The sequence below is a fragment of the Halomicrobium sp. HArcel3 genome (genome assembly GCF_058933135.1).
Genome location: NZ_JBZYDN010000006.1, coordinates 181,759 through 202,865 on the forward strand (window position 1 = coordinate 181,759; position 21,107 = coordinate 202,865).

Here is a 21,107-nt window from a genome sequence, read left to right on the forward strand (position 1 = left end):
GCTATCCGAACTTGCCGGTGACGTAGTCCTCGACGCGCTGGCTCTCCGGGTTCTCGAATATCTGGTCCGTGTCGCCGTACTCGACGAGTTCGCCGCCGGTGAGGAAGACGGCGGTCTGGTCGGAGACCCGGGCCGCCTGCTGCATGTTGTGGGTGACGACGACGACGGTGTACTCCTCGGCCAGTTCCTCGATCAGGTCCTCGATCTTGGCGGTGGCGATCGGGTCCAGCGCCGAGGCGGGTTCGTCCATCAGGACGACGTCGGGGTCCGTCGCGAGACAGCGGGCGATGCAGAGGCGCTGTTGTTGCCCGCCGGAGAGGCCCAGCGCGTTGTCGTCCAGCCGGTCGTTCACCTCCTCCCAGAGGGCGGCCTGTTCGAGCGTTTCCTCGACGAGGGACGCCTCTTCGTCGACGTCGTCGCGGCCGAGCAGTCGCGAGAGGAACGTCGTATCGAGGTCGCCGTGCTTGCGCGGCCCGTAGGAGACGTTGTCCCGGATCGACTTCGGGAACGGATTGGGCTGCTGGAACACCATGCCGACGCGCTTGCGGAGTTCGACCAGGTCGGCGCGGTCCCGGTAGACCTCCTCGCCGTCGATCCGGACCGACCCCTCGATCCGGGCGCTCCCGATGCGGTCGTTCATCCGGTTGAGACAGCGGAGGAACGTCGACTTTCCGCAACCCGAGGGACCGATGAGCGCGGTCACGCTCCCTTCGGGAATCTCCATCGAGATGTCGGTGAGCGCGTGGTCGTCGCCGTAGTAGACGTTCAGGTCCTCGACGGCGATCTTGGTGTCGCCGTCGAACTCGTGGTCGACCCACTCCGCCCGGGTCCGTTCGTCTGTCTCGCCGACCGTGGTCGCGCCGCCGAGTTCGGCCGGGGACTGTGCCGCCTCCGTCTGCGTCTCGTCGAGTTCGGTACTCATTCGTGTAATTTCCTCCTGAAGTAGGTCCGCGAAGCGATACCGACGGCGTAGAAGGTGAGGACGACGACGAGCAGGACCAGCGCCGTCCCCCAGCCGAAGGCGGCGTCGCCGCCGACGCCGGCCGAGATGATCGCATAGAGCTGGTAGGGGAGCGCGCTCGTCGCCTCCAGCAGTGCTGGGTTCGTGACGAACGGGGGCGACGAGGACAGCGCGAACCCGCCGACGACGTCGGCCGTCTCGGCCGCCGACGGTTCGGTCGCGCCCGCCATCGTGAGCAGGATGGGCGCGGTCTCGCCGGCGATGCGGCCGACGCCGAGGATGACGCCCGTGATGACGCCGGGGAGCGACGCCGGGACGACGACGCTCCGAATCGTCTGCCACTTCGAGACGCCGAGGGCGGCGCTGGCGTCGCGGTACTCGTCCGGGACGGCGAGCATGGCCTCCCGGCTCGTGATGACGACCAGGGGCAGGAGCATGAATCCGAGCGTCAACATGCCCGACAGCAGCGACTTCGACCCGCCGAACCGGGGGACCAGGAACGCGTAGCCGAACAGCCCGAACACGATGCTGGGCGTGCTCCAGAGCGCGTTGGTCGCGACCTCGACGACCTGCGTGAACCGCCCTTCCTCGGCGTACTCGGCGAGGAAGACGGCGGCGCCGACGCCGAGCGGGACGGCGAACAGGACGGCGCCGACCACGAGCCAGACGGTGCCGACGATGGCCGGCAGGACGCCGCTGACTTCCGCGTACAGCGACACCCCGTTCATCACGAACGGCCAGTCGACGGGCCAGACGACCGTGTGGGCGAATCCGAACAGCCTGATCGTCGTCTCCGGCCCCGCGCCGGGACCGACGGTGATCCCCTGGACGACGACCGGTGCCCCCTTCGTGAACACGAACGCGAGGAGGCCGACGAGGACGCCCAGGATCGAGAGGACGTTCAGGTAGACGAGCGCGTACGCGCCCAGGTGGCGGCCCCGCGCGCCGAACCCGCCGTAGGCCTTCGCCCCCGCCCAGCCGACGAGGAGCGAACAGAACAGGACGATGATTGGAATCGCGATCGGGGCGGCGAACGTCGCCCGGAGGCCGACCGGCGACCAGGCCCAGTCGGGCCCGATGACGTCGGTGAGAAGCGCGAGCCCACCTAGCCCGGTCAGGGCAGCGACCGGAAGCGTGGTTCCGAGGTCCTCGCGCGGGAGCGCGGTGGCCGCGAAGCCGCCGGCGCCCGCAAGGAGCGCCAGGGCGAGCCAGCCGACCGTCCCGAAGCCGAGCGTCTGTGACCCGACGAGGCCGCCGACGACGAACCAGACGCCGGCTGCCCCTGTGGCGGCGACCACGCCGGCGCTCGGTCGCGGGTCAGTCGGGACGAGGCCCCGGTGGGACGCGACGCCGAACCAGGCGAGCGCTGCGCTCGCAAGCGTGAGCAGTCCGCCGAGCAGCCGTGGCAACTGGACGCCCGCGACCGACTCCGTCACCGCGACGAGTTCGAACAGCCCGGCCAGCCCGAACCCGAACAGGACGACGGCGAATCCGACCGTCGCACCGGCGCCGAGTTCCAGGGTCGAGGTGTCCTCGCGAACGAGGTCGTACTCGGTCGCCCCGCTCATCCCTGGTTCCCCCCGAGTTCGCGCTCCATGCGCGCCTCGATGATTTGTGACCCGACGCTGAGCGCGAGGACCGTCACGAACAGGACGACCCCGGCGGCGAACAGCGCGTTGAACTGGAGGCCGTGGGCGTCCCCGTAGCGGGCCGCGATCAGCGAGGTCAGCGTCTCGTACCCGTAGAAGGCGTTGTACAGCGGCTCCGGCAGGGCGGGGCTGTTGCGGAGCATCACCGTTGCGGCCATCGTCTCGCCGATGGCGCGGCCGACGCCGAGCAGGACGGCCGCCGAGACGCCGGAAGACGCCGCCGGCAGCGTGATGGCGGTCATCGTCTGCCAGTCGGTCGTCCCCAGCGCCAGCGACCCGCTCTTCATCGACTCCGGGACGCTGTTGATCGCGTCCTCGGCGACGGAGACCACCGTGGGGAGCGCCATCAGGCCGACGACGAGGCCGACGAAGAGGTACGTCCCCTGGCCCACGAGGTCGAACGCCTCGCTCGCCCACGGGCTGAGGATGGTGAAGCCGATGAAGCCGTAGACGATCGATGGGATGCCGGCGAGTATCTCGACGCCAGGCTTGACGAGTTCGCGCACCGTCGGCGGCGCTATCTCGCCGATGAACAGCGCGGCGGCGACCCCGAGCGGGCCGGCCACGGCCGTCGCGACGACGGTCACCATCACCGTCCCGTGGATCATGGGGGCGAGCGAGTACCCGATCGGCTCGCTCACCGGGCTCCAGTTGGTCGTCGTGAACAGTTCGAGGCCGGGCACCTGCACGCCGAACACCGTCCCCGAGGCGTACTCGAAGACGGGCCACGCCTCGGCGAAGATGAACACCGTGATGAGGCCCAGGATGAGGATGGTCGAGGCCGTCATCGCGAACGTCATCGCGCGTGCGGTCAGCGCCTGGTGGCGCAGCCAGCCGTAGGCGAACGCGGCCAGGAACGCACCGAGCGCGAGGACGGTCAGCGGGGACTGGACGAGGAAGCCGACGAGCACGCCGATCAGCGCGAGGCCGCCGACGAGGCCGGCGGCGAGCGCGGTCGGCGGCGTCTCGTCGACGAACTCGCGGGCCGCCGTGAGGCGTCGCTGAACCGATCGGCGTCCGTCGTGAGGGGGTCGTCGGAGATCAGACATTGGGTATCGAAATGGATAGATCGGGGTCGTGGATCGTGGCAGCCGCTGGCGGTCCGCTCGTTACACCTGGTCCGGGAGCTTCTCGCGCTCGGCCTCGATGTCCTTCGTGGGAAGCGGGATGTAGTTGTTCGCCTCGACGAACGTCTGCTGGCCGAACTCGGTGAGGAACATGTTGATGAAGGCGGCTTCCTTCATGCTCGTCCCCTCCGGCGTCTCGTCGGTGATCCGGGTGTACATGTGCAGGTCCCGGTTCAGCGGATAGTCGCTGTCGAAGATGGTGTTCTCGGCGTCCTTGTCGGGCTCGTAGGTCGTCCCGTCGAAGGTGATCGCCACTGGCGAGATGGCGCTGCTCTGGAAGGCCAGCGCCATGTAGCCGATGGCGCCGTCGTTCTGTTCGAGCACCGTCTGGACCTGCTGGTTCTGGCCCTTGCGGGTGTCGACGTCCATCGGTGCATCGGCGTCACCGAGCATGTTGAGTCGGAACGAGGTGTCCGTCCCGGAGCCCTCGGCGCGGCCGACCACGTAGATCTCCTGGTCGGGGCCGCCGACCTCGCTCCAGTTGGTGACGTCGCCCTGGTAGATGCCGCGGACCTCCTCGCCGGTGAGCTCCGTCACGCCCGCGTCGTAGATGGCCTGGCTCACGAACACCGGCTGCCCGTCCCGGCCGACGACGTGGTCGACGTAGTTCTCGTCGCGTTTCTCCTCGCTGATGCCGAGTTCCGCCGTGATCGGTCCCGACGAGTTGCCGATGTCGACGAGACCGTCGCGGACGGACTTACAGCCCGTCCCCGAGTGGCTCAGACCGACGCTCATGTTGAACGGCGCCTCGGAGCGGGTCTCCGTCGGTTCGAAGCCGTAGAGGCTCGCGAAGTAATCCGCGAGGTGCATGTCCGTGTCGATGCCGTACTGGCCCGGCCCCCAGTACTCCTCGTCGTCGGCCGGCGGATTCCCGTTCCAGTAGGACCCGCCCTTGTTCGAGATGGGGTACACGGTCGAAGACCCCTCGGCGGACAGGTCCGACGGGCCGCTCGAATCTGAGGATGCCTGGCTTCCCGACTGGTCTTTGACGACCGTCCGCGTCTCGACGCGCGGCGTCGGTGTCGACTGACCGCCGCTGCCGCCCGAGCACCCGGCGAACGCCGCCGTCCCCGCTGCACCGGTCGCCAGGATGAATTTCCGCCGCGATACGTCGTCCGGACGCTGGTCACGCGTCATCACCTGAGACGGGTGGGAGTACGGATATGAACGTGTATATGAGCTGTACGGCCCGTAACGGAGCGGAACGTACCTCTCAGTTGGCGACGTTCTACTAGGAGTTCTATATATTGCTTCGTACGATTCTGTCGTCTCTCGTCTGCGCAGATTCGGCCAGATGCGTAGGCGCGTTTGAGCTACGTTGCAGGGGCCATCGAAACAGTTTCCGAGGAATTCTCGCAACAGCGCTCTGCCCCTCGAGCTCGCTGAACACAACTTCCCGAGCCGCCTGATCTCGCCATTCTCACCTCTTAGGGCACGATTACTGGACTCGTCCTTCACAACCGGAATCGCACGCCGAAAAATGATATAGCGATATACGATTCATACAATTCTATGCTTGTTGCGCATGATCTACCGTTGACTGCGCAGACTCTTGCAGTCTACGCAACCACAACAACTATTTGAATACCGATAGATGGCCCCAGCATGGCGAAATCGGGGCACTCAGATTCCACACCGGACGTCCAGTGGACGCTCCTCGGCCTCGACGGCCTCGAAGACGCGTACTGGGACGTCGTCGCACCAGCGATGGAGGCCGATGGGCTCGATTCCGAGGCGGATCGTCCTTCACACTCCTGGCTGTCCGAACACGGGTTTCGCGGCCTGGTGTACGCCCTCCGGGAGTACCACGACCGCAGCTTCGCCGAGTTCTGGAACGACGTCCTCGGGCTCGAATCCGGGGGGTACGACTGGGGAATCGACCACGGACCGACCGTCGACGCACTCGAACGGTACCTCGACCGGCAGGCCCAGCGCCTGTCCTGGAGCGACAGCACGGTCGAGGCCCACGCCTACCGCCTCGGTCGTTACGTGCGCGCCTACGAAGACGTGAACGGCACAGCCGATCTTCTCACGCCCGTCGCCCGGGACAGTGACATCCCGCCCCACGAAGCCGTCGACGCCTGCTGGGACACCTTCGATGCGCTGGACCGAGACGTCGGCCGGCGGACGCTACGGCGGATCTACCGGACCACGTCGAACTGGTACACGACGCTGGTCAGCCGTCGCGAAGCGGCGCTGAACCCCACCGACGGCCTCGACTACGACTGGACCGTCGACGACGACCAGCGCGGCTCGAATCCGGCGCTGTCTCCCGATCACGTCCGGGCGCTGTTCGACGCCGCTTCGAATCCTCGCGAGCGACTGATCGTGGTCGCGCTCTGCGCCTGGGGCCTACGAACGAGCGAAGTGGCCGCACTGCACGCCCGCCAGCTGGTCCTTGACGACGAGAACCCCCACATTCGCTTCGACGAACGGAAGAACGGTCCGGGGACGGTCGCCGTGATCTACGGGGCCGACACCGCTCGCGAACGCCTCGCCGAACTGGCCGACGAAGCCGACTGGTCCGGCTATCTCTTCCCGTCGTCACGGTCCGCCACGGGTCACCGGTCGAACAGCACCATCGGGAACTGGTTCGCCGACCTCGTCACCAGGGCCGACGTCCCCCGGCAGATCGGTGGCCAGAACACGGTCCCGCAGATGGGGCGACGGTTCTGGTACGACCGCTACTCGGACACCGTGGAGATGCTCGTCGAACACCAGGTCTCGGAGATCGCCGACGAACAGGGGAGCGCCTCTGCAGACGTCGTCTGGCACGACTACCTCTCTGCCGACCGTCGACGTGAGCTGCGTCGCCAGTTCATGCGAGAGAAGCTGAGTGCCGCCTTCGAGTCCGCCGACGGGGAGTGAATCGGCGCTCTGCCGCGCCGAATGCTGTACTGGCCGAACGCTTCGTCGGAGCCGTAGTTCGTCTCTTCCCTCCCTCCTACAGCCAGTGGCTGACGCAAATGGTCGTTACAAACGTCTGTTGCAAACGACTGGTGCAAACAGTTGTTGCAAACAGTTGTTGCAAACAGTTGTTGCAACCAATTGGTTCGATCGTCGGTTACACCCCCCGTCTGGATCGTCCCAGTCGATTCGATCGAGCCCTGTGGTTGTCGGGATCGAGTCAATGATCCAGTCGTTACAAACAACTGTTTCAAACGAGCGTATGAAACAATTGTAGCAACTAATTACTGCAAACAACCGTTTCAAACAGACGAAACGTACGTTGAAATCGATTGATCGTTGGAAATGTAGGCTACAGGCGCTACATCCGACATTCTTCGTTCCGATTGTATCGAACAGATGTTCCAGCCGATTACTCCGAACGTTCGATGCAAACTCCTGTTGCAATCGTCCGTTGCAAACGACTGTTACAATCGGTTGTTTGAAGCAGGTGTTGCAAGCAAACGTTACAAACAACTGTTTGGTGTACGTGGTACGTTGAATTGAAACGTCTGACGAAAACTTATACTCGAAGCCTCGCAACGGATGGTATGCTCTCGTATGCGGTGTACAGCGAGGCCGGTGGGGTCGGGAAGACGACGCTCACCGCAAACCTGGCTGTCGCGCACGCTCGCGCCGGACTCGACGTCCTCGTGGTCCCGCTGGACCCGCAGGACGGCGACCTGAGTTATCTGTTCGACGCCGACCACGACCGGGCGGACAGCGACGTCGACACCCTGGTCCACCACCTCGTCGGCCGGGGAATGGGCGAGTTCTCGGACCTGATCCGGACCGTCGAGCACGGCGTCGACATCATCCCCGAGCACAACCGGCTCGAGGACCTCGGCGAAGCGCTCCGGAAGGAACAGGAGGCCCGGAGCGACTTCGGCGAGTCGTTCCCGATGTGGACCCAGCTCCAGCGCGTTCTGCGCGAGGAGAAGATCAACGAACAGTACGACGTCCTCATCGTCGACCCGCCGGCCAGTTCCGGCCCGCAGCTCTACAACGCACTCGACGCGACCCGAAACCTGGTGGTTCCCATCGAACCCTCCGGCAAAGGCCAGGCCTCCGTCAGCGGACTCGACGACCTCGTGACGAACCTCGAAGAGCAACTCGAGATCAACATCGGCGTCCTGGCGGCTGTGCCCAACCGGTTCAAGGGCACGCGCGACCAGGACGACGTCGTCGCCGAGGTGGAGGACGCGGGATTCGACGTGCCGGTCATCCTGCGTGACCGGACCTCCCTGCTGGAAGGGTGCTGGCGCGCCCACTGCAGCGCGTTCCGGTACGTCCGCGACCACCGCGACCGCAAGCGCGACTACGAGGTCGAGACGCTGGCGCAGTTCGACCAGCTGGCCCGGCACCTCGAATCCGAGGGCGGCGTCGAGGCGCCGAACCCGCCCGAGCCCGGTGAGGCCGAGCCCGAGAACGCCGAGGTGGAAGCATGACGGGGCTGAAATCCGGCTCCGGCGACGATCTCTGGGGCGACGACGGCGACGAAGACGACGAGGCGGACGACGCTCAGGCCACCGATACCGACGACGCCGGCGCCGACGACTCGAGTACCGAGACTGGCACCGACCGGACGTCAGAGCAGCAATCGGAGACGCCCGACAGGACTGCTGCCGGATCGAGTGTGGAATCCGACCGCGACGCGGACTCCGAATCGTCGGCGGCGTCGGCGTCTTCCCCGTCGACGACCGCTGGCTCGTCGACCCAGCCGTCGGACTCGTCCGCAGACGACGGCGGATCTGCTCTCGACGCGTCGTCGATCGACGTCGGGTCGTCGTCCGGGGGACAGCCCTACATCGTCCGCCGGGCGATCCAGGACAAGTCGGTCCAGTTCGAGCGCGACGAGCGCCTGACCTTCTTCGTCCACGACGACGTCGCCGACGGCGAGCGGGACCTGATCACCGACCTCGAGACCTCGCTCGGCCGGGACCTCCCGAAGTTCGACGTGCGCGAGGCGGTGTACCGCGCCGCGCTCCGGAACCCCGAGGCCGTGCTCGAAGAACTGCTGGCGATGGGCTACTCGGCCGACGAAGAGTAGGTCGCTGGTCACAGACGACCCCTGTTCGCCCCAGATCAAGTTTGTTCGCTGACTATATCCCATGTCGATATATCGAGAGGTGGGTAACTGAACGGTGAGTCAGAGTCGAGTCGTTGCCAGTCGGACGGACGTCGTTTTTAGTATTTAACGGCAGTAGGTGCCACATGGGAAAGTCAGCGAGACCCGGACTGGCAGACCGGACGTCTCTTTTCGCGACCGAACGTGAGCGGCCGAGGCCGAACGGAAACGAGAATCAGCGATGGTAGCGTTGCCAGGGACGTTCTACTGGATTGCGGCGTTCGCCATCGTCGCCGCACTGGTGAACGGCGCAGGCATCGTCACGATATTTCGACACCGGGGGTGGGCGGAACGGTCGCTCCCGTATCTCATGTGCTTTGCCGCGGGGATCCTCATCACGACGCCGCTAATTCATGCCCTCCCGGACGCGGTCGCGAACAACGCTGATGCAGGGTTCACCGCCCTGGTCGGCTTCCTCTTCATGTACCTCTCCAACCAGGTTATCAAGCGTCACACCGGGGAGGAGACGCTCGCGTTCGGGGTGACGGCAGCGGAGGGCATCGGGATCCACTCCCTGGTCGACGGCGTCGTCTACACCGTCACGTTCAACATCTCGGTGCTGACGGGCGTTCTGGCCGGAACCGGGCTGGTCGTCCACGAATTCGCCGAAGGGGTCATCACGTATCTCGTCTTGCTGAAAGGGAACGTGACGGAACGAACGGCGGCAGTGTACGCGTTCTTCATCGCGGCGTTGACGACACCGATCGGCGCCTTCGTCGCCTATCCACTGGTACGCGACCTCGGTCGAAGCGACCTGGGCCTCATGCTCGGATTCGTCTCGGGCGTGCTAATCTACGTCTCCGCGGCCCATCTGCTCCCCGAAGCACAGTCCTACGAGACGGAGCACTCGATGCTCGCCCTCCTGGCCGGCGTCGGCCTGGCGTTGTTCATCGTCTTCGCACGGTCGATGTGAGTCGATTCGACGAGGACAACCCGACTTCGGGGGCTGCATGTCGCGTTCGCTCACTTTTTGGGTCCAGGAAATGCCGCGCCCGACGGACGTGGGCTCTGTCACGTTCGTCTCTCCCGCGTGATGTGTACGCGATGACCGACAGCGACGAGCGACTGGCCTTCTTCGTCCACGTCGACGTCGCCGACGGCGAGCGGGACCTGATCACCGACCTCGAGACCTCGCTCGGCCGGGACCTCCGAAGTTCGACGTGCGCGAGGTGGTGTACCGCGCCGCGCTCTGGAATCCCGAGGCCGTGTTCGAAGTACTAGTTCAGATGGGTACCATTCCATGTCCTCGAACTGCAGGTAGAACAATTACCTCTCGGTGCGGTACTCGACAACGTTTTCGATGGACTGTTTCGATGCGGCTAATCGATCTCTCCATTGCTATGGCTGTGTGGGGTTCCGACTATCTGACTCAGGCCCCCTGCGTTCAGTATCACTTTTCCCGTTCGATGTACGCTGTCGCTGGTCGGATATCCGATCATTAGTTCTTGTGACTGTCGGACTCCCCTCAGAATTTCCTCGCAAAACGCGCTCGACGTATTCGCTGTAATCCCCGTGTTCACGGCGACTGTACTGGAGGACGGTGTCTTCGAACGGTGACGCTTCGACGTACGTCGGTATCCACGACTGGTAGTCGTCGAGTTTGATCAGGCACTCCGAGTGTCCAGCGGCGGCCTTCCCCGGCGTCGCCTTTCGCTTGACGAACTGGATCTGGGTGCTGTTCAGCCCGAGTTCGCGCAGAATCTCCGGTTCGACGCTCGGCGTTCGATAGCACTGGACCGTCGAACACTGGTCGACGATCGTCCGCCGGTGGCTCTCCTCCGCCGCAGCGTGGCCCTGCATCGACGACAGGAACTCTCGCGGACTCTGACTCACGAACCACAGCGCTGCGTCGTAGCGTGCCCACTCACGTGCTGCCTTCTGCAGCCAGGTGACCATCCGCTCACTGTGAAGGAGGACGTGTGCCTCGTCGATGAGGAAGACGACCTTCTGCCGGGAGCGCTTGACCTTCTCGTAGACCTGACCGAGCATCAACTGGAGCATCACTGATTTCTCGGCGTCCGACGACCCGCGGAACTGGCGAAGGTCCAGATACGCCATATCGAGGTCCGGGTCGGTCAGGCTCTCCTCGGTCTGCCCAACGAGATAGCTGTACTTCCCGCTGGGTTTGAACCCCGAGAGCTTATCGAGCAGGTCCGACACCCGGGCAACCTTCCGTTCGATTTCCCGTTCGTGATTCGTGTGGGTGTACTCGCCCGGATGTTCGAGGATGTCTTCGAGTGTCTCCAGGAAGTCCGCGACCGTCGGGCTCTCGTTCGCGTGGCTGTCGAGGTCCTCGGGATAGATGTCGAAGCGTGCGTAGGTCTCCTCGAGTCCCTCTTCGATCGTCGACGTGTACGAGCCGGGGTCGACGCCCTGGGATTTCAGGACGCCCGCGAAGAACTGCGTCGCCTCGTTGACCTTCATCTGGTAGGGGTTGACCTGCCCGACGCTCTCACGGACGTACTCTGGCACCGGCTGGATGTCGAGCGGGTTGATCGTCTTCGAGCCGTCGACGACGTAGTGACGGCCACCCAGCTGTTCGGTCACCCCCTCGAATCCGGCCTGGGTATCACAGACGATGAGCGTGTGGTCGTCGCTCTCCATGAACCACCGGGCGGCCGCCTTCGAGCAGCCGTAGGTCTTCCCCGAGCGAGACTGCCCGACTGGTGGGTTCTCCTCGTTCCCTGACTGGGAGGGCTCATCGCTGTCATCACCGCCATCACCGCCATCGCTGCGAACCGTCAACGTCCCATCCTGCACAGCGGGGCTTACCTGTTCGCTGTCGTCGGTCCGGAAGTCGTGGACGGTGTAGCTGACCGTCGACATGCCGGGCGCTGTCGACCTGACAGTGACCGTTGCCAGAGTCACGTTCGTCGCCCCTGGCTGGACGGTTTGCCCGAGATCGGCCGCCCGGAATGTGACCGAGTCCGCCGTCCGCGAACGAACCTGGAACGCGCCGATATCGCCGCCGGAGGCGGATTCGATCGCCGCGACATCGTCGTTTTCGAGGCGGACGGTCACGTTGTACCGCTGGATACCGGCGGGCGCTTCGTCGAGTGTCACGGGGATATGCGTCTGTTCGTCGACACCGACCGTTCGATCGGCCCCACCCAGGGGCCCAGTTGCGGCTGCGATGCCTGTGGTGAGCGCCGACGCGAGCACGATACTGACGAGGACGACTGTAGCTGGTCTCTCGATGGATAGCATTGGAATCGTTCGAAAAATTCGGTCGCAGGTGGTTGACGGGCGCTACGTCCGTGCGACGTGACCATCAGGCCTGGAAGGCGAGTTCGATGGCGTCGTCGAAGTCCACGTCACCGTCCTCGTCGAAGTCGAAGGCGGCCCGCTGCTCGTCCGAGAGCGACTCGGTGTCGACGAAGGTGAGCGCCACCGCGTCGTCGAAGTCCACATCACCGTCGCCGTCGACGTCCTCGTAGAGTCCGTCATCGTCGCGATCGGTCGGCGCGGCATCGGATCCGCTCCCCGGCAGTGGTTCGGAGAACCGACTCGCGCTCTCGACCGTGACTGCGTCGGCATCGATCGGTTGCCCGTCGTCGTCGGTCACCGAATCGACCGTGACCGTGACGTTCTCCGCGCTGACGTCCTCGGCGAGCGTGACCGTCGCGAGAGTGAGCGCGTCGTCGGTCTCATCGACGTCCTTGCCGATGTCCGCACCGCGGATCGTCACCGAGTCCTGCCCCGTCTCGGAGACCTGCAGGAATCGCGAGGGAAGCAGGTCGGATTCGACGTCCGTGATCGTGCTGTTGTCGGCGTGGACAGTGACGTTGAACGACTGGAGCCCGTCCGGAGCTTCGGAGAGGGTGACGTCGAACTCGTTCTCGTTCGGCGAGGGTTCGGGCGTCGTCTCCCCATCCTCCGTCACCCAGATCGGGCTGGTCATCGCCCGGTCACCGTTCTCGTCCTCGACGTGGAGCACGAACCACTTCGTGCCGTTCACCTGGGCGTCGTAGGTGATACTCTCTTCCTGCGAGTCGAGGTCGAAGGTCTCCACGACCGTTCCGTTCCTGACGAGTCGCGCGTGCGTCAGGTCGCCCTCGGCATTCTGCAGGTCGGCGCTGAGGGTGATGGTCCCGTCCTCGGCAGCGACCCGGTCACCGGGAATCGCGCCATCACCGGCCTCGAAGTAGACCAGCGGCCCGTACGTGGCGAAGGTGTGCTGGTTCTTGACGGCCTCTGCCCACTCCGTGCCGTTGGGGGCGGGACCGGCACCCGGGTCACCGTACGCGTACGTCCGCGGGGTCCCAGTATCGGGGCCGTGGGTGAGCGCGTCGTGATTGTCACTCACGCTGGTGACGGCGTACTGTCGGCCGTCGTTCCAGAACGCGTACATCTGCCGGATCGTCATGTTCTCGTCGTCCTCCTCGTCGAGCCCGTTGTACACCTCCGCGCCGTCGAAGGAGTAGTTGAATCCGGACCGGTTGCGGTCAGCGAAGTAACCGATGCCGTCCGGATCATCGCCGTTGTAGTAGGGGTGGTTAACCTGGATGGCTTCGGCGCCGGACTCGCGAGCATCCCCGTAGACTTCGGACATGTTCCCCGTCGGGTCGACGTAATTGCCCTCCTCCAGGGCGTAGGCGTTGTGGTGGCCCCACTCCGACGTCGAGATCTCCTCACTCAGGAGATAGGGGACGCCGCGATCCGTGGCACGCTCCTTGATCGGCGCGTGTCCGTCGACCATGTTGTGGTCGCTAATAGCGACGGCGTCGGTCTGTGCAGCAAGGTGAGCGACGACCCACGCGTCACCGCGTGTGTTCGGACTGCCGGCGATGGTCTCGTTCGGATCCGTGCTGTCGTGAGCGTTCGTCGAGTTCGCCCAGGGACTGTGTGCGTGCGGGTCGACGCCGTACCAGCCCCGGTCGTTGGGCTCGTAGAGTTGCGTGACGTCGACGCTGGTGTTCGCCTCGCCACCAGCCGGAACGGTGACGTTGACGTACTCACGCTCGGCGAGGTGCCCGCCACCAGCGTCGATTTCGAGCTGATACGCTCCAGCAGGGAGCTCGAACGTCGCCGTCCCCACCTCGTCGAGCGCGGTGTATCTGACCGCCTCGATCTCGTCGGGAGCAGACTGCGGGCGCACGATGATCTGTGCGTCCGTCGGCTCCCCGTCCATCGTCACGTCGACGACGACAGTGCCATTGCCGCCGGTGTCGACTGTCGTGTTGGCTTCGTGCTGCGATGCGTTCGTTTCGTTCGCCGCGTGTCCACCTGCGTGTCCAGCCGCCGGGACAGCTGTGACTGCCCCCAGTACGAGAATCAGTACCCCAGTCAGCGCTGTAATCTGTTGGTGCCTCATTGCCGCACGGGACCGTACGAAAGTCGGTTCAATGACCGTTTATAATATTGATATTTCTGTCTAATTGTACGTGTTTACGGCCCTCAAAATTCACGTACTGATTGTAGTCAGCTATAGATCAATACCTGACAACACAATGATCGAAGCTCTGTGATCCAGTTGCCAGACAGAGGGGTGAGTCAGCGGATCGAGGCGGTGCTCTCGCCACGAAACCCGCCCTCACCGCTGGAGCCGTCGGAACGTCACGTATACCGTCAGGGGACAGTCAGGCGGTACCGAACCAGGGACATGTGCAGTGACTTGCTTTCCGGACTCGATACCTTCCGGCCCGGTATCGAGCGGTCACTGTGGCTCAATATCACTACAGTCGAATCAGTAATTGTCAGAGATCCGGTTGTTTTATATCAATCCGGGAAGAAGATGACATATGGGAGATTACTCCACGCAGACGCCGGCATTCGGGGCCAGAAAGGAGATAGAGAGTCCCGGATGTGAGCGAGATATCCCGATGCGGTCACGAATCTGTCCACACTGTGAACTATCTCTGGACTGATTCAATTCGGTGGCCAGTAGTGCAGCTCGTTGATACCTGTCGCTGTTGCCGACCAGTTTGAACGCTTCGTCCCAGAAGACCCGTCGCGACCGATCTCTACGGCGTCCTCAATAGCGAGGTCGCTGCCCTGCGTGATGACGCGGTCCGACGCGCCGAGACAAACGACCGTCGGACGGTCCAGCCCCGCGACCTGTAGGCTCGACCTGTTGTTCCTTCTGGCGTATAGATTCCTCTTCGATCGTGACAACGTCGACAGCGGGACGTGGCTATCTGGCCCTTCCCACGAGACCAGATAGCTGATTGTCGTCAGTGGTCGTCGCGAAGCGCCAGGTCCAGGTATGGTCGCACAGACTCGATGGCGTCGAGTCCATCCACCGTCTCTTGGTCGCTGTCGTACTGGACGAGTCCACCTTCCACCAGGTACGGAAGATGGGTGTGATGGAGACTCGTGAGGATTCGTTCGTACTGGTCAAACGTGGGGTCGTCCTCCCAGATAGCGATCTGTTCGGCCAGTTCCCCGAGAGAGATGGAACCGACCTGTCGAGTGAGATAATGCAGAACGTCGCGACGTCGATCGCTTGCGAGCAAGGGGAAGATCTCGGAAGCTGCAAGGTCGTCGGTCTGCCGATTGTGCTGCGATTCAGCTGGGGTTTTGGTCGTCATACTGCTAGTACCTATACTCAACCGACAATCACCCACCATTCCTTGCGTCACGTGCGACTTCGGCAGAGTACATCTACCGAGTGGGAAGCGATCCCATTAAGCGATTGCACCAGATGCGTATCAGATCACCTCTACGAGCCAATTCTCACTCTTTGAGGAACTCGGGCTGGTATGACGATTCTTCTGCTGGATACGTCTTCTCGATAGTGACGGTCCAGTCCGGAGCGTCGCCAACGGGGACAGTGATGTCCCAGGAGTCTTCGACTGGAACCCCCTCTGCAAACGATTCCAAAATGAGCTGGGCGAGCGATTGCTCGAAGTCGACGATGGCCGCACCGATTGCTTGGTTTTCGTGGTCAGATTGCATGGGCTGAGGAGGGCTGTGAACGGGAATCACATCATTGCTCACGCTCCCTCTGCCACTGAGTGAGGCGATACCTCAATATACAGTCTTCGGCGGGAATACGGTCGGTTTCCCGGGAACTCGGTAGAATAGATATCCGGAGTTCAATGAAGAAAGACGGCTTTCGACCGCGAACGCTATCTTCGAAGCGTCGCTATTCCCCACCCGATTCTGGCAGCTCGACGAGTATCTCCTTGCTCTCGTCGGCGAGGGCGTCCTAGCTCACCTGCCCCTGTTCCTGGATATTGTCGACGTCCAGAGCGGGATCGGCAAACACGAGCGCCGCCGTCAGTTCGGGCGGTCGCAGTTCGGGGCCGGTCCCACCACCCTCTCCCGGCGTCGAGACTTCGGTACTGGTCCCAGTTTCGGTCATCCCCGACTCATCGGCATCGTCGTCGTCTCCATTACCATCGTCACTAGAATCGTCTCCGTCGTCGTCGCCGTTGGTCTCTTCAGTATCGTCGCCAGCATCGTCATCACCGCCCTCATCGTCGTCCATCCAGCCAGCCGATGCTTCCCCGACCACGACCCGTCCGACCATGCCGAAGATCTCGTGGGGCGCACAGAGCATATCGTAGACGCCGGTCTCGTCGAACCGGTACAGCCAGAACGTCTCACCCGCCATGACTGGTGAGGAAAACGGCGGGACGCCCTCCGGCACGCGACGTTGCCGGCCGAGCCCGGGTGGTACGCCGTCACTCGTCTGTCTCGGTCCGGGAGACCTGCTGAATACTGATGTTCGCCACGTTCGCCCCGTACTCGGCGGTTCGGCGAAGACTGTCGAGGAGGAGACCGGCGGTATGGGCCTCGCTGGGGACGTCGTGGTCGTAGAGGTTGCGGTCGAGCGTCTCGATCTCCGTGACGAGTTCGTCACGGTGCTCCAGGGCAAGGTGAGCGGCCTCGATACCGGCGTCCGCAAGGATGACGTCCGCCGCCTGGTCGACGATCTGGCGCGCGTCGTTGCCCAGCGAGACGACCCGATCGCTGAAGTCGGCCGGCAGGCCCGCGTCGGGATCGAGAGCGAAGCGGGCTATCTTCTCCGCGTGGTCGGCGATGCGCTCGAACTGCCGGCACGCGTAGTAGTACTCGAAGAGGTCGTCGCGCCCCTGGTCGAGTTTCTCCACCTCGTGGAGGTCGGTGAGCGCCCGGCGGAAGTGCCTGGTCACCATGGCGAACAGTTTGTCCGCCTCGGCGTCCCTGTCGACGACGCGCTCGGCCAGCGCCTGTTCTGTCTTCGCGAGCACCGACTGCTTGCAGTACTCGCCGAAGTGCCCCTGGAGGAGCGCCGCTGCGACGTCCGCACCGAACTCGGCCTCGAGGCTCTCTCCGTAACTGTCGCCGTACTCCTCGTCGTAGTGGGGGACGCTCATCACCGTCCCCACGTACGCGTCGCGGACGGTGGCCAGACCCGTCGTCTGGGGTGTCTGGATCTGTCGTTTTGGGCCCTGCATGGGCGTCGGCTCGACGACGTCCACGTCCCGGACCCGGTCGAGGAAGGTCGAGAGGGCGTCGCGCTCGTCAGTTGTTCGCTGTCGTTCGACGGCCAGGGCGCGCCGTGCGGCCGCAAGGGGGTCATCCGGCGCTCGGTCCACGTGTGCCGGGTCGGCTGTCATCAGACGAAACTCGTCGAATTCACGCATAAGGCGTTATAATACTTCTACCGAGCGGTCTGTCCGGATCAGAGCAGTACGTAGCCGGTCGCGACTCCACGGCAGAGCGCCTGGTTTTGCCCGTCAACAGCGGCCGTCGTCATACCCGACGTACACCCCATTAATATATAGAAGTCATATAAAATCTTTATATCTTGTCTGACATCTGTATGCCTGACGGCAGACAACCTGCCAGCCGGTCCAGCCACCCACCATGTCATCAACAGACGAACCCACCCAGGATCGAAACGCCCGGTCGAACCTCCCCTGTTGGACCTGTCGCCAGTGTGGCCACTCGTACAACGTCACGCCGCGCCGTTGCCGGCATTGCCGCGGGACCACCTTCGCTCCCTGAAAGTGGTACGTACGTCGCAATAGAACTACTAGAAGGTTCCTTGTATGATACTCGGCCTTTCCGTACCATGCCACGGGCCGTGTTGCGACGGTGCGTAGTCCCAGTCCGCGACGCCGTCTACGCGTGTGGGGGAACGACGGACTACGCTTCGACCGAGAGACTGTGGGCAGGGACAACCGTCGGTCAGCGCTTGCCAGTTCCGCAATGGCCACTGATCGCTCGCCGAGACAGCGTGGGCCGATGACCGAGCGGAACCTGACCGATCCCGAGTACTATCTCAACCGGGAGCTCTCGGAACTCGCCTTTCAGGAGCGCGTCCTTGGCGAAGGGACCGACGAGCGCAATCCACCTCTCGAACGGTTGCGGTTTCTCGCCTTCTTCACCAAGAACACGGACGAGTTCTTCATGAAGCGCGTCGGGGGACTCAAACAGCAGATCGAGGCCGGCGTGACCAGGACGACGCCGGACGGCCGGACACCCAAACAGCAGTGGCGCGAGATACTCGACGCCGCCCGCCCCCTCTTTCGAAAACAATCAGAGTACTGGGAACGAACCCTGAAGCCAACGCTGGCCGAGGAAGGGATCGAGATCAGCGAACCGGGCGAACTGCCCGCCGACGAACGCGAGCAGTTGCAGGTCTACTACGAGGAATCGATCCTCCCGACACTGACGCCGCTCGCCTTCGACCCGGCCCACCCGTTCCCGTTCATCTCGAACCTCTCACTCTCCCTGGCGGTGCTTTCCACCCGGGAAAACGGGGAGACGCAGTTCACTCGCGTCAAGATCCCGTCGAACCAGCCTCGACTCATCGAGGTCCCCGGGAGTTCGGACCAGTATGTGCTCATCGAGGACCTGATCGAGGCCAACCTCGACCTCCTGTTGCCCGACCTCGACATCTGGGACGTCTCGAAGTTCAAAGTGACCCGGAACGCAGAGGTCCGGCGCAACGAGGAAGTCGCCGAAGACCTCATCGACATGGTCGAAGAAGTCCTGGAGGAACGTCGGTTCGCCACGGTCGTCAGGCTAGAGGTCGACGCCGACATGCCCGACGAGTCGGTGTCCATCCTCACGGAGCAACTCGACGTCCAGGAACGGGAGGTGTTCTATTGCGACGGGCCGATCGACTTCGAGGACTTCTTCGAACTCGTCGACCTGGACTATCCGTCCCTCAAACTACCGGGCTGGACGCCGAAAGCACATCCCCGACTGGAACAGGCTGCGGGTGAGGCCAGCGACGAGGCGACGCACATCTTCGAGGAGATTCGGGAGGGAGACATCCTCGCCCACCATCCGTATCACTCCTTCGAGGGCACGATACAGCGGTTCCTGGACGCAGCGGCGAACGACCCCGACGTTCTCGCCGTGAAGGCAGCCATCTACCGCACTGCGAGCGACTCGAAGGTAATCCAGAGCCTCATCGACGCCGCCGACAACGGGAAGCAGGTGGCGGTGATGGTCGAGCTCAAGGCCCGGTTCGACGAGCAGAACAACCTCGAGTGGGTCCGACAACTCGAGGAGGAGGGCATTCACGTCGCCTACGGCACCGTCGGACTGAAGACGCACACGAAGACCGCCCTCGTCGTTCGACAGGAGGACGACGGCGTCAAACTGTACTCCCACGTCGGCACCGGGAACTACCACTCCGAGACGGCGAAGGGATACTCCGACCTCGGATTGCTGACGGCCGACCGCGACGTCGGGCACGACCTCACGAAGGTGTTCAACTTCTTCACGGGGCCGACGCTCGACGATAGCTTTCGGAAGCTCCTGATCGCCCCCGTGACCATGCGCGAGCGATTTACGGACATGATCGAGCGCGAGATCGAGCACGCCGAGGCAGGTCGACGGGCGCGGATCGTCGTCAAGGTGAACGGCCTCGAAGACCCGGCGATGGTCGCGGCGCTGTATCGCGCCTCGATGGCCGGCGTCGACATCGACCTGATCGTCCGGGACATCTGTCGGCTCCGCCCGGGAATCGAGGGGCTGAGCGAGAACGTCACCGTGCATTCGATCGTCGGCCGGTTCCTCGAACACGCGCGGATCTTCTACTTCGAGAACGCGGGCGACCCCGAGTGGTACATCGGGTCGGCCGACTGGATGACTCGAAACCTCGACTACCGGGTCGAGGCCGTCACGCCCGTGGAGAACCGACAACTGCGTGAACAGCTCCGGTTCATCCTGGAGGCGTCACTGGTGGACAACCGCCGCCGGTGGGTGATGCAAAGCGACGGCCAGTACGAGCAGGTCACCCCGGGTGACGAACCGGTGCGGGACATCCAGGAAATTCTGATGGCGGCGACGGAAGCTGCCGTCGCCCGCGGCCACGGACCCGGACTGGCAGTCGATACGGACCTCGTAGATGGCGACCTCCTGATCGACGACGTGCCGGAGCCGGCGGTGGACGAGGAACCCGAGGAGCCTGAGGCTGCGCCGAAGGACGTGGACAACGTCGCGATGACCGACGGGGCGAACAGGGCCCAGTCGGACGGCGGCAGCACGTCCCTGTTCGACATCCACGCCGAGCACTGGTACCATCCCGATAGCGAGACGTACGACTGGGCTGTGCGTACTGCCGACGGAGACCGCCGGTACTTCAAGACGCGCGAGGGAGCACGGGAACGCCTCCGGGGCGAATACGAGTAGTCGACGCGACGTCAAGGACGAGACCCGTTCAGACCACGGAGACGAACTTCGAGTCGTCCCGCTGCTCGTGGGTCGTCGGCTGGTCTATCGTGACGTAGTCGTCGTTCCGGTAGTCGTAGGCGGTGAGCGTCCCGCCGTAGACGCACCCGGTGTCCAGCCCGACGGCGTACTCTCGTTCCATGGGACTGTCGTGGACGGTGTGGCCGAAGAAGACGCGGTAGGGCCCGTCGTAGTCGTCGTACCAGAACGGCCCGTCGTACCCGTCACCGCTGGGCGCACGCATGGTCAGTAGCTCCTCGACGGTGTGATCGTCCAGCGGTCGGTCGGGGTCAACGCCGCCGTGGACGACGATCGCGTCGTCGAAGGAAATCGCGGCGGGAAGCGACTCGAAGTAGGCCCGATCGCCGTCTCTGAGCCAGTCCGGGTCCTTGTCGCCACGGACGATCTTCTGCTCGTTGTTCCCGCGGACGCTGACGAGCCGGTCGTCGTCGCGGACGAGGTCGACGACCCCGGGGCTGTCCGGCCCCTTTCGCACCAGGTCGCCTACGAAGACGAGGCGGTCGTCGTCAGCCGGGTCGAGTTCGGACAGGAGTTTCTCCAGGGCGGCCCGACTCCCGTGGACGTCTCCGACGATGTACAGCTCCCCGCAGTCGTCGACGGCGAGTCGTTCGTGGGCTGATTCCACGGTATCACTGAACTTTGGTCTCGGATTCATT

Annotated in this window: 17 protein-coding genes and 1 pseudogene; 7 read left to right on the forward strand and 11 right to left on the reverse strand. The window is 63.9% G+C overall.

Annotation, left to right across the window (positions count from 1 at the left end; all coding sequences use genetic code 11):
• Position 1: 1 nt before the first annotated feature.
• The 4 genes from pstB to AC5FRV_RS15815 are packed head-to-tail and all read right to left on the reverse strand — an operon-like array spanning position 2 to position 4,874.
• Complete coding sequence (gene pstB / locus AC5FRV_RS15800; RefSeq protein ID WP_493562049.1) at positions 2-922, reverse strand: phosphate ABC transporter ATP-binding protein PstB; 921 nt, start codon at positions 920-922, stop codon at positions 2-4.
• Positions 919-2,529 (reverse strand): phosphate ABC transporter permease PstA, encoded by a 1,611-nt coding sequence (pstA, locus tag AC5FRV_RS15805; RefSeq protein WP_493562050.1) that lies wholly within the window; start codon positions 2,527-2,529, stop codon positions 919-921. Before pstA ends, pstB begins: the two co-directional genes overlap by 4 nt.
• On the reverse strand, positions 2,526-3,659 hold the full coding sequence (gene pstC / locus AC5FRV_RS15810; RefSeq protein WP_493562051.1) for a phosphate ABC transporter permease subunit PstC: 1,134 nt from the start codon (positions 3,657-3,659) through the stop codon (positions 2,526-2,528). The genes pstA and pstC overlap by 4 nt, the downstream gene beginning before the upstream one ends.
• Positions 3,660-3,719: 60 nt before the next feature.
• Positions 3,720-4,874, reverse strand: a complete 1,155-nt coding sequence (locus AC5FRV_RS15815) for a PstS family phosphate ABC transporter substrate-binding protein (protein ID WP_493562052.1) — start codon at positions 4,872-4,874, stop codon at positions 3,720-3,722.
• Positions 4,875-5,342: 468 nt separating this feature from the next.
• Between AC5FRV_RS15815 and AC5FRV_RS15820 the strand changes: the two genes are divergently transcribed.
• The 5 genes from AC5FRV_RS15820 (at position 5,343) to AC5FRV_RS15840 (ending at position 10,032) form a co-directional block, all read left to right on the forward strand.
• Positions 5,343-6,605, forward strand: a complete 1,263-nt coding sequence (locus AC5FRV_RS15820; RefSeq protein ID WP_493562053.1) for a tyrosine-type recombinase/integrase — start codon at positions 5,343-5,345, stop codon at positions 6,603-6,605.
• Between the two features lie 629 nt (positions 6,606-7,234).
• On the forward strand, positions 7,235-8,131 hold the full coding sequence (locus AC5FRV_RS15825; protein WP_493562054.1) for a ParA family protein: 897 nt from the start codon (positions 7,235-7,237) through the stop codon (positions 8,129-8,131).
• Positions 8,128-8,733, forward strand: a complete 606-nt coding sequence (locus AC5FRV_RS15830; protein WP_493562055.1) for a DUF7970 domain-containing protein — start codon at positions 8,128-8,130, stop codon at positions 8,731-8,733. The genes AC5FRV_RS15825 and AC5FRV_RS15830 overlap by 4 nt, the downstream gene beginning before the upstream one ends.
• A 259-nt stretch (positions 8,734-8,992) precedes the next feature.
• Entirely contained in the window at positions 8,993-9,724 is a 732-nt protein-coding gene (locus AC5FRV_RS15835) for a ZIP family metal transporter (protein ID WP_493562056.1), read from the forward strand.
• A 131-nt stretch (positions 9,725-9,855) separates the two neighbouring features.
• A complete protein-coding gene (locus AC5FRV_RS15840) occupies positions 9,856-10,032 on the forward strand; it encodes a hypothetical protein (protein WP_493562057.1) in 177 nt (58 codons plus the stop codon).
• A 117-nt stretch (positions 10,033-10,149) separates the two neighbouring features.
• Here AC5FRV_RS15840 and AC5FRV_RS15845 read toward each other — a convergent pair whose 3' ends face one another.
• Together AC5FRV_RS15845 and AC5FRV_RS15850 are read right to left on the reverse strand one after the other, a co-directional pair.
• Positions 10,150-11,874, reverse strand: coding sequence for a hypothetical protein (locus AC5FRV_RS15845; RefSeq protein WP_493562058.1), 1,725 nt, complete (start codon positions 11,872-11,874; stop codon positions 10,150-10,152).
• A gap of 208 nt (positions 11,875-12,082) precedes the next feature.
• On the reverse strand, positions 12,083-13,942 hold the full coding sequence (locus AC5FRV_RS15850) for a CehA/McbA family metallohydrolase (RefSeq protein ID WP_493562059.1): 1,860 nt from the start codon (positions 13,940-13,942) through the stop codon (positions 12,083-12,085).
• A gap of 818 nt (positions 13,943-14,760) precedes the next feature.
• On the opposite strand from AC5FRV_RS15850, the pseudogene AC5FRV_RS15855 reads away from it, so the two are divergent.
• Positions 14,761-14,874 (forward strand): annotated as a pseudogene (locus tag AC5FRV_RS15855) (DUF1931 domain-containing protein); the annotation flags it as partial.
• A 110-nt stretch (positions 14,875-14,984) separates the two neighbouring features.
• On the opposite strand, the gene AC5FRV_RS15860 reads toward AC5FRV_RS15855, so the two are convergent.
• From AC5FRV_RS15860 to AC5FRV_RS15875, 4 genes are all read right to left on the reverse strand, one after another.
• Entirely contained in the window at positions 14,985-15,341 is a 357-nt protein-coding gene (locus AC5FRV_RS15860; protein WP_493562060.1) for a DUF7344 domain-containing protein, read from the reverse strand.
• 145 nt (positions 15,342-15,486) lie between these two features.
• Positions 15,487-15,708, reverse strand: a complete 222-nt coding sequence (locus AC5FRV_RS15865; RefSeq protein WP_493562061.1) for a hypothetical protein — start codon at positions 15,706-15,708, stop codon at positions 15,487-15,489.
• 253 nt (positions 15,709-15,961) lie between these two features.
• Entirely contained in the window at positions 15,962-16,369 is a 408-nt protein-coding gene (locus tag AC5FRV_RS15870; RefSeq protein WP_493562062.1) for a plastocyanin/azurin family copper-binding protein, read from the reverse strand.
• Positions 16,370-16,439: 70 nt separating this feature from the next.
• Positions 16,440-17,357, reverse strand: coding sequence for a PhoU domain-containing protein (locus AC5FRV_RS15875; RefSeq protein WP_493562063.1), 918 nt, complete (start codon positions 17,355-17,357; stop codon positions 16,440-16,442).
• 631 nt (positions 17,358-17,988) lie between these two features.
• On the opposite strand from AC5FRV_RS15875, the gene ppk1 reads away from it, so the two are divergent.
• Positions 17,989-20,391 (forward strand): polyphosphate kinase 1, encoded by a 2,403-nt coding sequence (ppk1, locus tag AC5FRV_RS15880; RefSeq protein ID WP_493562064.1) that lies wholly within the window; start codon positions 17,989-17,991, stop codon positions 20,389-20,391.
• Between the two features lie 28 nt (positions 20,392-20,419).
• Here the strand turns inward: ppk1 and AC5FRV_RS15885 are convergent, their stop codons facing one another.
• Positions 20,420-21,106: a metallophosphoesterase family protein gene (locus tag AC5FRV_RS15885; protein ID WP_493562065.1), complete on the reverse strand. Its 687-nt coding sequence runs from the start codon at positions 21,104-21,106 to the stop codon at positions 20,420-20,422.
• Position 21,107: the final 1 nt, after the last annotated feature.